We start from the raw sequence: 15,151 nt of genomic DNA, 5'->3' as shown, positions 1-15,151 counted from the left end.
TATAGATATTAACAAAGAAAAAAAGGATAAAAATTAGATAAAATAGGACAGAGTGATAGAAAGTTTTTATAAGATGTTAATCTCTATATAATTTGATGGAGATGCCTCGAGATTCGCAAGAAATAGCTCAAGATTTGGAGGAAACAACTCCAGAGCTAGGGGAAACAACTCAGGAGCTAGAGGAAACAACTCAGGAGCTAGAGGAAACAACTCTGGAGCTAGAGGAAACAACTCTGGAGCTAGAAGAAACAACTCTGGAGCTAGGGGAGACAACTCCGGAGCCAGGGGAAACTGCTCAGGAGTTAGAGGAAACAACTCAGGAGTTAGGGGAGACTGCTCAGGAGTCAGAAGAAATAACACTGGAATTAGGGGGAACTGCTCAGGGATTAGAGGGAACAACTAAGGAGTTAGAGGAAACAACGCTGGAGTTAGGGGAGACTACTCAGGAACTGGAAGAGAAAATTCCAGATTTGGGGGGAACAACCGAAGCCGCAAAAAAGGGAAGCGGTAAAAAAATATCAGGAAAATATGGCTTTATTTCCGAGTTGATTGAAAATAATGAATTTATAGCGGAAATAATGGAAAAGGCAAAAAGCCTTTTTGAAAAACCTCTGCGTACCCTTCCGGATTACAAACCTGAAATAGATGGCCCACTCATTTCGTTTGAAGTGCCCGAGGGATTAAAGGAAGTAGAAAGGTACTGGATTCAGGAGCCATATGCGTTTATATCAATTCTTGAAGATAAGAGAACCAGGTATTACAAGCTGGTTGAACCTGCCCTGACGAAATTCGAAAAAGAACTGCTAGAACGGATCTATGAAGACTTCCAGGACATCCTGGTCCTGAACCCCACCACTTCCAGATTCGAAAAGGAAACGCTCCTGATTGACAGAACTCTTTACCTGCTTGAACGCTACAGGGCCGAACTTTCAACATCAACCCTTTACAGGATTATGTATTACCTTCGAAGGAACCTGCTTGGTTACGAAAAAATCAATCCTCTTCTTTATGACCCTTATATTGAAGACATTTCATGTGACGGGGTGGGGGTTCCCGTTTACATTTACCACACCAGGTATTTTAACATCGAAAGCAACATTTCCTTTGAAGAAGAAGAGCTTGATTCTCTGGTAATCAAGATGTGCCAGCTGAATAACAAGCATATCTCCGTGAGCCAGCCTATCGTGGACGCGACAATCCTTGACGGGTCAAGGCTCCAGGCAATGCTCGGCAGGGAGATCACACCCCGCGGGAGTACCTTTACCATCCGTAAGTTCAGGAAAGACCCTATCACTCCTATCGACCTGCTCAATTTCAAGACATGTGACCTGGAAATGCTAATCTATCTCTGGCTTGTCATTGAAAACGGCTATAACATTCTTTTTGCAGGCGGAACTGCTTCAGGGAAGACTTCAATGCTTAACGCGACCTCCCTTTTCATGCCTTCCACCGCAAAGATCGTTTCCATCGAAGACACCAGGGAACTTTTACTCTACCACAACAACTGGATTTCCGGAATCTCAAGAGAAAGCTTCACCTCCGACAGTGCCGGCGAAGTTTCCATGTACGACCTTTTGAGGGCTTCCCTCAGGCAGCGCCCGGATTATATCATAGTGGGTGAAGTGAGAGGCAATGAAGCCCTTACTTTATTCCAGGCGATGTCTACGGGACACGCGACCAGTTCGACCATGCACGCAGGGGACGTCCAGACCGTCATAAACAGGCTTACCCACGAACCAATCAACGTGCCTCACCTTATGCTGCAGTCCCTGGACGTGCTCTGTATCCAGGAGCAGGTATACATAGAAGAGGAAAGAGTGAGGAGGAGCCGGAGCCTCGTGGAAGTCCTTAACGTGGACCCGGAAACCGAAGACCTGAGCATAAACGAACTTTTCAACTGGGAACCTTCAGGGGATTGCTTTGCCAAGGTAGGGGACTCTTACCTCCTTCAGGACATCATGCATGTGCGGGGCTGGGATACCAGCCGACTGCGGCAGGAAATTGAAAACAGGATGAAAATCCTGACCTACATGTACGAGAAGGACATGAGGGATTACATCCAGGTGTCCCTGGTGGTGCAGGCATATCAGAGCTATCCGAAGATGGTCATGGAATACATAGAAAATGACAACCTGAAGGATATGATCGAAACTATGGTGAGTTGAAGGGGGGAGCATATGACTTTTACACCTGTGGACGAGCTAGCGTATCAGGCTTTCGGGGATTATCTTTATAAAAATAAAGAGAGCTTCAAAGAGCTCAGGGTAAAGATACGCCAATCGCACATTTCCACGCCCGTGGACCAGTACCTGGCTTCGACCTTATTTTATTCACTGCTCTCGGGTTTCATCGGAGGGTTTTTCGGGCTATGGCTGGGCTTTAAGACATTTGCAGATCCCGGGGCACGCCTCAGTCTCTTTGCGGACTCCGTGCGGGTCGGCTTTGCAGGGGACCACCTATACTTCCTCGCAATTTTAAGCGCCATCGTTTTCTTTTTGCTGGGGTTTCTGTTCATCTTCGGCCTTGCATATATCTACCCCTATCTTCAGGCGGATATCCGCAATGCCTGTATAGAAAAATCCATGCTCCCGGCAGTAACCTACATTTATGCCCTGACAAAAGGGGGCATGTCTCTCTTTGACGTATTCAGGTCTTTAAGCTCCTATACACATATCTTTGGGGCAAGTGCCGAGGAAATATCCTATATCGTGAGGGATATGGACTACCTGGGCAAAGATTTCATAACCGCCCTTAAAGATGCCAAGGAACGGACCCCTTCGGAACGCTTCAAGGATTTTATAGAAGGATTGATCCTTGTTTCAAGCAGCGGGAGCGTGACGGAATACATTAAAAATAAAGCCGAACAGTATCAGGATATGGCCGAACTGGCAAACCGGAACCTGTTAAAGAGGCTTGACGTCCTGGCTGAAGTTTATGTGACAGTGCTGGTAGCAGGCCCCCTTTTCATAATGACAACCCTTGTCGTGCTTCAATTCTTCCGGCCGGCTTCGGCTCAGATCCTCTACATGCTCATTTACGTGATAATCCCCCTGTCAAGCATGCTTTTCCTTGTGCTCCTGGACACCATAGGAGAACTTGGCCTGAACCCTGAAAAAGCCAAGGTTTCCGGCTTTTCCCTGAACCTTTCCGATATTCCCGAGATCGATTCCGGCCTGAGTGAAGAGGAAGAGGTAGAGCGGAAGAAAAAGTTCCGCCTATACAGGCAGCTTTTCAATATAAGGGAAATCATATTCAACCCTTACAGGTCTATCAGGGACGAGCCCAGATACACTTTCGTTTTCGGAATCCCTCTGGGGTTATTCTATCTTGCCCGGCTCCCGAGTACAATTCCGAATATGGATTTAGGCTTCCACTGGAACCCCAACTTTGCCCACATCAGCAGCAACAGCATTGAACTGTTCACCGGGCTTGATGATTACATTGTAATTTTCCTTTCCGTAGCCCTGATTCCCTTCATTATTTTTTACGAGATCAGGGCCTGGAGGATACGGAAGATTGACGAGAGGATGCCCGAATTCCTGAGGAGCCTTTCCAGCATGAATGACTCGGGAATCCTGCTTTCCAATTCCCTGAAAATCATGGCAGACTCCAAAATGGGAATCCTGAGCAAAGAACTCAAGAAACTGAAGGAAGACATCTCCTGGGGAACTTCCACTTCAAGAGCCCTGATGAAACTTGAAAATAGTATCAGGACCGCCGTGTCAACACGGATCCTTCATACCCTCATAAAGGCGAATGAATCCACAAGCGACCTGAAAAACGTACTTTACATCACTTCGGAACAGGTCAAGAGCGAGGAAAGGCTGAAGAAAGAACGCTCATCGGAAATGGTGATCTACATTTTCACCATCTACGTGGCTTTCTTTGTCTTCCTCTTCATCGTCTACATCCTGAGCGTGTACTTCTTCCCCGAAAGCGCCTCATTTAAAAACTCGGCCAACGGAGGCGGGTACGGAGGGGTTGGGAACAGCTTCTTCAATATCGAGGAGTACACGATGCTCATGTTCCACTCGGCCCTGGTCCAGGGCTTCACTTCGGGACTGGTTGCCGGGAAGATGGGGCACGGCTCGGCATACATGGGCCTGAAGTACAGCGTCAGCATGATGATAGTCACGTATCTGCTGTTCACATTCTTTGTCTGAGGCAGTGAAAAGGGGAGATCAGGTGCCTGAGAGAAAAACTATCATGAAAAATGACCGGGCTGTATCGGAAACAATGGGGGTGGCGCTCCTCATAGGCATTGTAGTCATCATGCTCAGCGTCGAGGGAGCGTTCGTATTTTCCCGGGGAGGCCCGGAAGACTTCCCCCATGCCAGCCTGCAGGAGTGGATGGACACCTCGGAAGATACCATCTACCTCAAGCACTGCTCCGGAGAAGCGATAAGTACCGACGAACTGGAAATAGTAGCCAATATCAACGGGGTGAGATATGTCCATACATCCCCTGAAATTTACGAAGACCTGGGCAACAAAAGCCACTGGGATCTCGGGGAAGTTCTGACCATCAATGCGAGCAGCGAATGGGGGCTTGATCTCAAGGACTACGACCAGATAGACCTCTATATTGTTGACACTCCCACAAAAGAGCTGATCCAGAAAGTCAAGCTTACGACAGATTTCCGGAAAACTCCATATGAAATTGGATGGATCACCCCAATAGGAGGAGCACGTGACACCTCACCCGGTGGCTCAGCAGAACTCTACCATGTCCAGTTTGAAGAGAATAGTGATGATGAAGGTACATATACTGTGTATCATACCCCGGAGAGGGAGGGGAACGAAACGATCCCGACGATATACCAGGAATTCGATTTCGGGGTTAATCCCTGCATGTACGGATACAGACCTGGAGACAGCCTCTCAAATGTAACGCTCAAAATAGTCTACAGGACAAACGACAACTCTATCCTGAAAATACAATTAAGATTCTATGACATAGACAATTCTTCAAATTGGTATTACAGAAATGTAACACTTCCAGAGAGAAACGCCTTCACTGCCGAATATATAGACCTTACAGACCACATCAACACTACCGAAGACCTGGCTAATTTCACGGTAAGGCTTGAAGCCGTAACTAACGCTGATGAACATTCTCAAAAAGAAGTAAACATCGATTATCTGGGATTATGGATCGAGTAAGGAACTGAAAAAATCAAAAGAAAAAGCTGAAAAATTTTACCTACCCAAGCCCAGAGAGCGGAAAAAATTACATTGAGGAAAAAAGTTGATAAAGAGAGGAATCCTTTTGCCTGATTTAAAAAAAATCATAAGAAACCGTTCTGCTGTTTCGGAGGTTATGGGAGAGGTCCTCCTTACGACCATAGCAGTCCTTCTTGTAAGTTTTATTGCCATATTCATATCCACATATGACGGAGCTACTGACATTCCCCACACCCAGGTAAAAGAATGGATGGATGCGGATGCCGATAAGATCTACCTGGAACACAGCGGAGGAGAATTTCTCGAAACCGACGCCCTTGAAATAGCTGCAAGCATCAACGGAGAAAGGTATGTGTATAACTCATCCGAAATTTACACAAACCTCGGAAACAAGAGTAGCTGGCAACTGGGAGATATAATAGAGATTGATACGGATAGTGCATGGGAGCGTGGCATTACGAATGAAGACGAAGTCAAGGTCTTCCTGATAGATAAAACTTCAAGACAGGTTATCCAATTCCTGACTCTTTCTCTGGGGGAAACCAGTTCCGACTGGGTAACTCCCCAGGGAGCAGTGACAGATACGTCAGTCAACGGCTCCGCGACCCCCTTCGATGTTTTTGAAACCGGTGATATGTATCATACTAACTATTGCCCACCTAACCCAGAAGATTCTAATATATACGAAGAGTTTAATTTTGGAGTGCACCCATCCTTATGGGGTATCGGACCTGGGGGCAATGTTACGAATGTGAACCTCACTATTGTTTACAGAGTGAACGATCACTCATGCAGAGACTTAAAACTGCAGATATGGGATCAGGACCCCTCCAGGGAGTGGCATGAAGAAAGTCTCCCGGAACACAATTCATTTACGTCCGAATCAAAGGACCTATCTGCCTACATAAACTGTACTGAGGATGTGGCGAATTTTAAAGTTCGGCTACTGGCAACAGCAAATACAGGTGATAATGAAAAAAGCCTGAATGTAGACTATATAGCAATATATGTAAGTTAATAAAGTAAAATGAAGCCGGAAGGGAAGAACATGAAAAATAGGGGCTTTAAAACAATTTCCTCTTTTTGCAGATCCGAGTCCGGGGTATCCACCGCCGTTGCCGCAGCCCTGCTTATCGGTGTCCTGGTTGCCTTTATGACTACAGTCCAGATAAATTACATGCCTGTCTGGAAAGAAGACGCAGAATACGCCCACATGTCCGATGTTTGGCAGGACATGTCAAGGCTCAAGTCAAACATTGATATCCTGACCGCAGGGCTAGTAATTAACGAGGATGCCAGGATCGCGATGAACAGCCCAATAGGAGTGGGAGGAAGCGAGATTCCCTTTATAAGAAGCACAACAACAGGAGGCACCCTTGCTATCAATAACGATATGTCCGGCATCTCGGCTAAAATGGAGCATAACGGTTCTACCTTTACCACAGGTACAAGCCTTTACTACACCGGCACTGTTTCATATCGCCCGTCCAACCTCCATTACGTGGAAGAAACTTACTGTTATGAAAACGGAGCCCTGATAGTTTCCCAGGGAGACAGGTCGGTTATGAAGCTTGCACCGGGGATCGTCCTCGAGAGAGCCCCCGGTTCCGTGAACTTTTTAGTTCGAGCGGTGACCCTGGAAGGCGAGCGTGGCGTCATGTCCAGCAATACTGTTGAAGACATCAGACTTACCACCCAATACTTTAACAACATTTATCCCCCGGGTGTAGAGGGATTTACCAACATCACCTCGGCAAACCTCACCATCTACACGGAAAACAAAGAGGCCTGGGAAGAATACTTCGAAAATTCTGCAGAAGAGATCAACCTTCAGAGTACAGACTACGGCCTGAGCAATAGTACCTACACCGTAACCTTTTCCCTCCATCCCCAGGATGAAGAACTGTACATCGATATCGACGAAGCCGTGATAAAAATAGAAGCAGGGATTCAGTAAAAGTGGAAAAACATACACAGAAATATTGGTCCATGTAAGTGAAAAAATTTAATCATATGGAAAATCTCGATCTGAATTAAATTAACTCAGAGAACGGTTTGAGGGTAAAAATATTTTATTCTCAAGCCGGAAAACCATAAAAAATATTTTCCTCATTCTACTTATCTATATTTTAAAGGATTTAGCAGAAGCTTTTTGATGCCATTTCTTCGATTTGCAGAGGAAAGTTGTTCAGAAGACAAATCTGTATCTGGAAAGCCTGTTAATTACCCAACCCATAGGGTTAGGTTACAACTCATTAATTGGTCGCAGTTATACTGAAATGCCCTGGATAAGGCCTCACACCGCAATTCTCATGCGCCTACAACGCACCCGGTCCCTTGACATCACCTTAAGTGAAAAAAGCACCAAAGTCCCCCAAAAACCCGGTAAAAAATACCAGCCACTTAATGAACACACAGGCGTATGAACCGGAAAAGAGGAGAAACTCAAAATAAAGAAAACAAATCAACAAAAAAGAAAGATAAAAAGCACCTGTAAGGTGCTTGATATTGTGCTTAGAATCTCAGTTCCTTGTCAGCGATGAGCTGCTTGGTCTTGACATCAACGATCTTGACGGTAACGAACTCACCGTTAGACTGAGCCAAATTGAAATTTGTGCCATTCCCTGTCGAGAGGTTAAGAACCTGCGTCTCCCCAACATCGAAGTAATCGTTATCAAACTGAGAGATGTTAATCTCCGAAGTGCCTGCGGACTCATTTGCGATCATAATCCTTGTTGTAGAATTGTCATTGACAACAATTGTGTCCCCACCAAGGTGCTCAAGCTTTATGTGTTCGTTATCGACTACAATAATATCAACGTTCGCCTGCGGTGCGGATTCTGAAGGTCCCTGGCCGAAAACGGACGAACCGATTGCAGCGGCGAGGATGACGGTGATTGCAACCATCAGCACGACACCGATAACCGGGGACACTGCGTCGTCTTTCTTGAAAATGTTCTTTAAGTCCATATATATCCCTCCTGCTGTTAATGCATTTCAGACAGTAAGGAGTCGTCACAAGATAAACGAAGTAAATCTTCGATTGAAAGCGTTGATTTTTATGATCTTGACCCTCAATCGAAGTTACAACGAATGATAAATTACATCGGCTATTTTGCAACAGGCCCCAAGCCGGAATTCGCATTAACGAGCGAATTTAAATACTGCACAATTATATTTTTAAGTAACTGCACTTTATGTTGTTTGTCATTTATATATATACTTTTGCTGCAAACTCCCAAACGTTATTTAGCATTCAACGTAGATATATTTTTTGGAAGACATATCGAAACAAATAAATAAATCTTCCGAAATTTCTTTTACGGTCAGATTAATATTTGATTAACAACATTATAAGAAGTGGAAGGACAAATTTATAGAAGGTGACTGTTCAGTGGAGGGGAATAAAAACCGCAGGAAACTGACTGAGGACTGTAGGGCAGTTTCGGAACTGATAGGGCAGGTCTTGATGGTCGCAATAGTGGTACTTGCCTTTTCTTCAATATCACTCGCCGTATTTTCAGACGGGGGAGCCATGAACCCCCCGCATACGCCGCGTACCGACCTGCAGGAAACCATCGACACGGGTACTGATACCGTGCAGATCTTTCACAGCGGGGGAGAGGCTATCGATATAAGATATATCAAGATAACACTCAACGACGCTGACGGGCAGCAAGCAGAATTTAATATGTCTGACCCTGATGTCGAAGTTTTTGACCCCCGGGGCAACAAGCTTTCCTCTGATGACGTATTTACGCTCGGAGATTACATCGTAATCAACGCCAGTAGCAGTAATGTGAATATCACAAATGAAGCCAACCTCTACTTCGTGTACACAAAGTCCAGCCAGGTAGTCCATAAGGCAATACTCTGAGGAAAGGAAGAGAATTATTAAAAATACCTTGCTATTTTTAAGAGATTATTTAATAGCAAAGATAATAACCTATAAATAATAATATAAGTGTGGATTTTAATTCATTGCTACAGATGCTCCATAAATTGATAATTATGAGGGAATAAATTTTAAGGAAAATGCATTAAAAATTCCTTGTTATTAAAAAAGACCATTCAACAGTCAAATTAATATTCTATAAAAAACAATGTAAGAAGTCGGGACATGATTTTTCCGAGGGTGATTGTTCAGTGGAGGGGAACAAAAAGCGCAAGAAACTTGCCCAGGACTGCCTGGCAGTTTCGGAGATAATAGGGGCGGTTCTCATGATAGCGATAGTGGTACTTGCCTTTTCTGCAATATCGCTTGCCGTATTTTCAGAGGGCGGAGCAATGGACCCTCCGCATACACCGCATACTAACCTGCAGGAAAACATTGACACGTCAAAAGATAAAGTGCAGATCTTCCACAGTGGGGGAGAGTCTATCGAACTTGAAGACATTACGATAATACTCGAAGTTGGCGGGGAGCAAGCAGAATTCGATGTGTCTGACCCTGCTTTCGAAGTCTTTAATCCCAAAGGCAACCTGTCCAATGACGATATCTTTATGCTCGGAGATTACATCGAAATCGACCCTCGCAGTAAACTTAATATCACAGATGAAGATCCCATTAATTTCTACTTCGTGCACACGGCGTCCAGCCAGGTGATTCAAAAGACAGTACTCTGGGGAGGGTTAGGGGATTTGCCTTACTGGATAACCCCTCATCCTGATGGAAGCATATCTAATTCCACGGGAGAAGATCTGGATACGTATTTAGTCCATGAAATCAACGATGGCTATTACACAGAAGAGGACGCCATAAAAAATGAATGGATATACGAAAACTTTACTTTTGGCTTAGATGCAGAGGATCTGGACATTCCAGAAAATACATCATTTGCCGAAGTTCTCCTGAAAATCGTCTATAGAGTACATGACAACAGTGCAAATCTGAAACTGGAAATCCATAATGGATCTCAATGGACCACGATAGATGATCCCGTCCCATTCTATAACACTTTTTCAGAGTGTGATACAGAACTTGAGCCCTATCATATAACTAAATACGTAAACACCACAGAACTGGAAATGCTCAAGGTCAAGATATCAGGGTATGGGATCGCTGCCAATGAAAGCAAAAAAATAGTTGATGTTGATTTTATAGGTATACATCTGGAGTATTAAATAATAAAAAGGGCATAATAATGAGGGAGTTTGAAGATAGATGAGAGAGAAGAATCCAAAAAGTTCACAGATAAACAAGCCCTTTTTTCTCCGTTCCGAGTCGGCATCATCAACCGTTGTGGGAGCAGTATTGCTGCTGGCGATTATCGTTACCGTGTTCTCTGTAGTCAGGCTTGGCTACATCCCGGAGTGGAAGAACGATGCGGAATATTCCCACATGAATGATGTCTGGGAGGATATGACAGAACTAAAATCAAAAATCGACTTAATGACCATAGTCCTGGCATCAGAACCGGATTCCTCAAATACTGAAGTTACTATGAGCGTACCTTTCCATATGGGAGGAGGGGATCTACCGCTTGTAGGATCAATAAAGTCCAGCGGGACTCTTTCGGTAAACAAGGACGACTGTACAATGACTGTAATTACAGAAAACGGCAGTGATTCCGACACACACGAAATCAGGTGTGGCACTGTAAGCTACAGTTCACAAAACAGGTATTATGTGGACCAGAACTTCATATACGAAGGAGGAGCTTTGATCCTTTCCCAGGGGGAACAGTCTTCTATGATGCTTTATCCTTCGATCCGTTTCTCCAGAGAATCAGCAAACGAGTACCTGGTTTCAATAAACGCGGTAGAAATCTACAAAAAAACATATGCACCCCCAGACGTCATTTCATCAAATACAGGATGCTCTCTCCGCCTTACTAGCCGTGATTTTGAATCCCTCTATGACAGCGACAAGGATAGTTTCGGAAGCATAGACTACTTCAAATTAAAGGTGGACACTACTCATCCTGATGCCTGGTATCTGTACCTCGGTGAAACGATGGCAGATGCAAAGATAGAAGATTATAAACTAGAACAAACAAATAGCAGCGTCATTTTAACCTTCCCAACTCCTGTGGATTTAAATGGGACATCACCATGTGGAGAGAAACTGAAAAGGATTCAGCTGAGTAAGACAGAAATCAAGGCAGAACCGGGAATAGGAATATAAACTGAAATTTCTGAAATGGCAGTTCATCCGGAAAATGAAAATTAAAAGAAATCAAAGAGCAAATAAGAGAGAATCCTGACTTGGATAATTCTGTAGTTCAGGATCGAAACATGCTCACTTTGCATCATTATGAACCAGGAAACGAAAAGAAAAGAAGTGGCTCAGAAAAGCCTATTCAAATCAGAATCTGCAGCCTTAACCGCAGTTGCAGCTGTGCTTCTTTTGGGACTTGCATTCACTATAATCTCCGTGGTCAAACTAAACCATGTCCCGGAATGGAAAATTGATGCAGAAAGAGATTATAGCTATGATGCTTGGAGCAATATGGAGGAAGTAAAGACCAGGGGAGACATATTTACCCGCTTCATGGAGGCGGATGCCAATTATCCATATGGGCTTTCAGCAACTGTTCCTTTCGGCATGGGAGGGGGGGAAATCCCGGTATTCGAGCCCTCGAAATCTAACGGCAAGCTCACAGTAAATACCGAAGGGTGTACAATGATTGTAGCCCTTTCAAATCATACTACACTCCCTTACCCGGTTAAATGCGGAGGCATCACATATTATTCAGAAAACAGGCAATACCCGGATCAGGTTTTCAGGTATGAGAACGGAGCCCTCATCCTTGCCCAGGGAAATAATTCCCAGATGAAGCGCAACCCTTTATTCAGCATACAGGAAAATGATACAAGCGGAAATTATACAGTTACAATTAATACCATTAACCTTACCGGAGAACCTGCATCAATCTCATCCAGCACCTTCACCGCTATACGTCTTACCGGCTGCTCAATAAACCCCGTTCTCGACAGTCACGACTACGGGGATGTAGAATATTTCAACCTGACCATTTTCACCCGCTATACGGATGCCTGGGCAACTTATCTTAACGATACGGCAAAAGAGGCAGGGCTTGAATACAACACTGATTACACCATCGAATCCATCCCGAACTCCGATTACGTGTATTTCTCTTTCAACAAACTGGACAGGCTCTACGTCAATGAAACCATACTCCATGCGGAACTTGGAGGAGGGGGAATCCTGACGGGAGACACCGTCATGAAACTGGGCAAGTGGTATAACTTCAACAAAGTATCCGATAATGGAGCCGGTATTGGAGTGGACATATCATCCTTTGAGGAGTACGACGCAGGAGCAGACTTTTCATTAGATATCACGGATGAAGATGAGGATCTAGGCTCTTCCTACAACCCTAATTATGAATTCTTATATGAGCTTGACAAACCACTAGAACTAACATTCAGTATTGACGGTTACACGAAATTCGAATCCAAACCCACATCAGCAACGATTCGAATGATTTATCACCGCAACTATAATTCCCCGTCAGGAACCATGAATGTAACGGAAAAAACTCTTGATTTCCTGAGTGGCAATAAAAACGATTGGAATTTATACAACGAAACAACTACCGTCAATATAACAGACCCCTCAAAACTGACATTCAATTTGAAAATTAACCAAGTCGGAAAGAACAAATATATAAAGATAGATTACCTTGCAGTCCGCCTGAACTAACGGAAAAGAAAAAGGCATATGGACGCATTTTTACGCCCATATACAGAGGATACAGGAAAAAAGATCCATATGCCTGAAAAATACACCACTCCTTACCCTGCAAAAAGAATCTATCCCGACGGCAGGGCAGAAAATACAGAGGTATTGCTCGCAAGGGAATGCCCTGTAGAGCTTTTTTTAAACGGCAAACGCTTTACGACACTTTTAGCCTCACCTGCCCATTTCAAGGAACTTGCGGCAGGACACATGATCTCCGAAGGGATCCTTGGTTTTGAAGAGATAGCCGAAATTACGGTTGAGGGAAACAGGGTAGAAATAAAGACTTTCAACCCCGAAGTAAGGCGGCTGGAAAGTAAGAAAGAAGCGTTTGTTAGTTCGGAAGCGGTTTTCGGGATAAAAGCAATCTTTGCAGGGCTGGAATACCTTACATCCGAAACCTACAAAGTCACCCGGGGGACGCACCTCGCAGCCCTTGTTGACCGGGATGGGAAACTCGTTTTCCAGGTCGTGGACGTGGGCAGGCACAACGCCGTTGACAAAGCGATAGGATATGCCCTCCTGAACAGGCTTCCACTCACGGAGATGTACCTTCTTTCCACAGGCAGGCAGCCGGAGTACATGGTAATGAAAGCTGTAAGGGCAGGCATCCCCCTTGTAGTTACAAAAGCCATGCCTTTCGATTCGGGAGTTGAGGCTGCGAAAAACGCAAATATGGGGCTTGTAGGGCAGCTCAAAAAGGAATCAATGCTGGCCTTTGCCAACGAGTGGCGAGTAAAGGTTTAAGCTGGGTTGCAATCTAACAAAAACAGAATCAAATGGAAAAAGAAAAGAGTAAAAATTAAGGTTCAGAGCACGCCTTTCGTGCTCTTTATGCTCTCACCTTCGATTTTTACGGCCCTTTTAAGGGCATAGGCAAAGGCTTTGAAGAGAGCTTCGATTTTGTGGTGGTCGTTTTCCCCGTAGACGCTGGCATGTACGGTTATTTTTGCATTAGAAGCCAGGGTCTCGAAGAAATGCTTTACCAGCTGGGTGCCTAACCGTCCAACCTTAGGGCTTTCAAATTTGGCTTTCAGGACAAGGTAACTGCGCCCCCCTACGTCCAGGGCAACTTCTGCAAGGGCTTCGTCCATTGGTATCCTGGCTTCCCCGAAGCGGGCAATCCCGGCCATGTCCCCCAGGGCATCGGAAAGAGCCTTGCCGAGGACTATAGCCGTGTCCTCTACCAGGTGGTGCTCGTCCACATGGAGATCGCCTTCGGCGTGCAGTTTAAGGTCGATGCCCGAGTGTCTTGCAAAGGAAGTCAGCATGTGGTCAAAAAACCCGATACCCGTGCTTACCTCAGCAAGCCCCGACCCATCCAGGTCGAGCTCAAGCTGGATATCGGTTTCCTTTGTTTTACGGGAAATTCTAGCAGTCCTCATATAGCACCCTATCTCTTTTAAATTTCTTAAATACTTTACCCCGGTCACCCGGGGAAGTTGCGGTATCAGAGCTGCGGCATTTCATTGGAGATCAGGAGATCAAGAAATCAAGAAATCAAGAAATCAAGCAAGCAACTGATCAGTCCTTTGCCGCCTCGATTGCTTCTTCAAGGGTAAACCTGCCGGTGTAAAGGGCACTTCCGACAACTACCCCTGCGGCCCCGGTCTGCTTCAGGACATTCAGGTCGGCAAGGGAACTGACCCCACCGGAAGCGATCACGGGGATGCTGACGGAATCTACAAGTTCCTTTGTGGGGACGGGATTTACGCCCTGCATCAGGCCTTCGGAATCGATGTTCGTGAAAAGCAGGCTGCCTGCCCCCAGGTCTTCGAACTTCCTGCCCATGTCCACGGGAGTATGTTCGGATTCCTCGGTCCAGCCTTTGATCGAGATTTTTCCGTTCTTTGCGTCCAGGGCAACGTTTATGTGTTCAATCCCGAAAGCATCGGAAAGCTGTTTCACAAGTTCGGGGTCCCGGATAGCTGCGGTTCCGAGGATAACCCTGTAAACCCCGAGTTTGAGGAGGGCTGCCGCGTCGTCAAAACTCCGGATCCCTCCGCCGACCTGGATGCGGACCCCATTTTCCCGACAGGCATCTACGATCTTTTCTATAACAGGGGCATTCTTGCGCTCCCCTTCAATCGCCCCGTCCAGGTCCACCAGGTGCAGGGTCTTTGCCCCCTGCCCGACCCATTCAAGGGCAACTGCCAGGGGGTCGTCCAGGGATACGATCTCGCTACCCGGGACTCCCTGCACCAGCTGCACACATTTTCCGCCTTTCATGTCCACGGCGGGGATTACTTCAAAAGTCACGGC

General features: G+C 45.5%; 13 protein-coding genes. 10 read left to right on the top strand and 3 right to left on the bottom strand.

Annotation, left to right across the window (positions count from 1 at the left end; genetic code table 11):
- Nucleotides 1–95 precede the first annotated feature (95 nt).
- From ACSAZK_RS11035 to ACSAZK_RS11015, 5 genes are all read left to right on the top strand, one after another.
- Nucleotides 96–2,165, top strand: coding sequence for a type II/IV secretion system ATPase subunit (locus tag ACSAZK_RS11035; protein ID WP_440954187.1), 2,070 nt, complete (start codon nt 96–98; stop codon nt 2,163–2,165).
- Nucleotides 2,166–2,177: 12 nt separating this feature from the next.
- Nucleotides 2,178–4,163, top strand: a complete 1,986-nt coding sequence (locus ACSAZK_RS11030) for a type II secretion system F family protein (RefSeq protein ID WP_440954186.1) — start codon at nt 2,178–2,180, stop codon at nt 4,161–4,163.
- 22 nt (nt 4,164–4,185) lie between these two features.
- A complete protein-coding gene (locus tag ACSAZK_RS11025; protein WP_440954185.1) occupies nt 4,186–5,163 on the top strand; it encodes a type IV pilin N-terminal domain-containing protein in 978 nt (325 codons plus the stop codon).
- Between the two features lie 85 nt (nt 5,164–5,248).
- Nucleotides 5,249–6,202: a type IV pilin N-terminal domain-containing protein gene (locus ACSAZK_RS11020; RefSeq protein WP_440954184.1), complete on the top strand. Its 954-nt coding sequence runs from the start codon at nt 5,249–5,251 to the stop codon at nt 6,200–6,202.
- Nucleotides 6,203–6,232: 30 nt separating this feature from the next.
- On the top strand, nt 6,233–7,141 hold the full coding sequence (locus tag ACSAZK_RS11015; RefSeq protein ID WP_440954183.1) for a DUF7289 family protein: 909 nt from the start codon (nt 6,233–6,235) through the stop codon (nt 7,139–7,141).
- Nucleotides 7,142–7,698: 557 nt separating this feature from the next.
- Here ACSAZK_RS11015 and ACSAZK_RS11010 read toward each other — a convergent pair.
- Nucleotides 7,699–8,154, bottom strand: a complete 456-nt coding sequence (locus ACSAZK_RS11010) for a type IV pilin (RefSeq protein ID WP_440954182.1) — start codon at nt 8,152–8,154, stop codon at nt 7,699–7,701.
- A gap of 424 nt (nt 8,155–8,578) precedes the next feature.
- Between ACSAZK_RS11010 and ACSAZK_RS11005 the strand changes: the two genes are divergently transcribed.
- The 5 genes from ACSAZK_RS11005 to fdhD all read left to right on the top strand — a co-directional run bounded on the left by ACSAZK_RS11005 (nt 8,579) and on the right by fdhD (nt 13,636).
- A complete protein-coding gene (locus ACSAZK_RS11005; RefSeq protein ID WP_440954181.1) occupies nt 8,579–9,061 on the top strand; it encodes a type IV pilin N-terminal domain-containing protein in 483 nt (160 codons plus the stop codon).
- A gap of 269 nt (nt 9,062–9,330) precedes the next feature.
- Complete coding sequence (locus ACSAZK_RS11000; protein ID WP_440954180.1) at nt 9,331–10,308, top strand: type IV pilin N-terminal domain-containing protein; 978 nt, start codon at nt 9,331–9,333, stop codon at nt 10,306–10,308.
- Nucleotides 10,309–10,348: 40 nt separating this feature from the next.
- Nucleotides 10,349–11,311, top strand: coding sequence for a DUF7289 family protein (locus ACSAZK_RS10995; protein ID WP_440954179.1), 963 nt, complete (start codon nt 10,349–10,351; stop codon nt 11,309–11,311).
- A 156-nt stretch (nt 11,312–11,467) separates the two neighbouring features.
- Entirely contained in the window at nt 11,468–12,853 is a 1,386-nt protein-coding gene (locus ACSAZK_RS10990) for a DUF7289 family protein (protein ID WP_440954178.1), read from the top strand.
- A gap of 69 nt (nt 12,854–12,922) precedes the next feature.
- Entirely contained in the window at nt 12,923–13,636 is a 714-nt protein-coding gene (fdhD, locus tag ACSAZK_RS10985) for a formate dehydrogenase accessory sulfurtransferase FdhD (protein ID WP_440954177.1), read from the top strand.
- A gap of 62 nt (nt 13,637–13,698) precedes the next feature.
- Here fdhD and hisB read toward each other — a convergent pair whose 3' ends face one another.
- Together hisB and hisA are read right to left on the bottom strand one after the other, a co-directional pair.
- Nucleotides 13,699–14,274 carry an imidazoleglycerol-phosphate dehydratase HisB gene (gene hisB, locus ACSAZK_RS10980; RefSeq protein WP_440954176.1) on the bottom strand — a complete coding sequence of 192 codons (576 nt, stop codon included), beginning with the start codon at nt 14,272–14,274 and terminating at the stop codon, nt 13,699–13,701.
- Between the two features lie 139 nt (nt 14,275–14,413).
- Entirely contained in the window at nt 14,414–15,148 is a 735-nt protein-coding gene (gene hisA, locus ACSAZK_RS10975) for a 1-(5-phosphoribosyl)-5-[(5-phosphoribosylamino)methylideneamino]imidazole-4-carboxamide isomerase (RefSeq protein WP_440954175.1), read from the bottom strand.
- Nucleotides 15,149–15,151: the final 3 nt, after the last annotated feature.

It is taken from the genome of Methanosarcina sediminis, assembly GCF_052056915.1.
GTDB lineage: Archaea > Halobacteriota > Methanosarcinia > Methanosarcinales > Methanosarcinaceae > MTP4.
The sequence above is the reverse complement of the archived record's forward strand: the minus strand, read 5'-3'. Positions and strand labels throughout refer to the sequence as shown.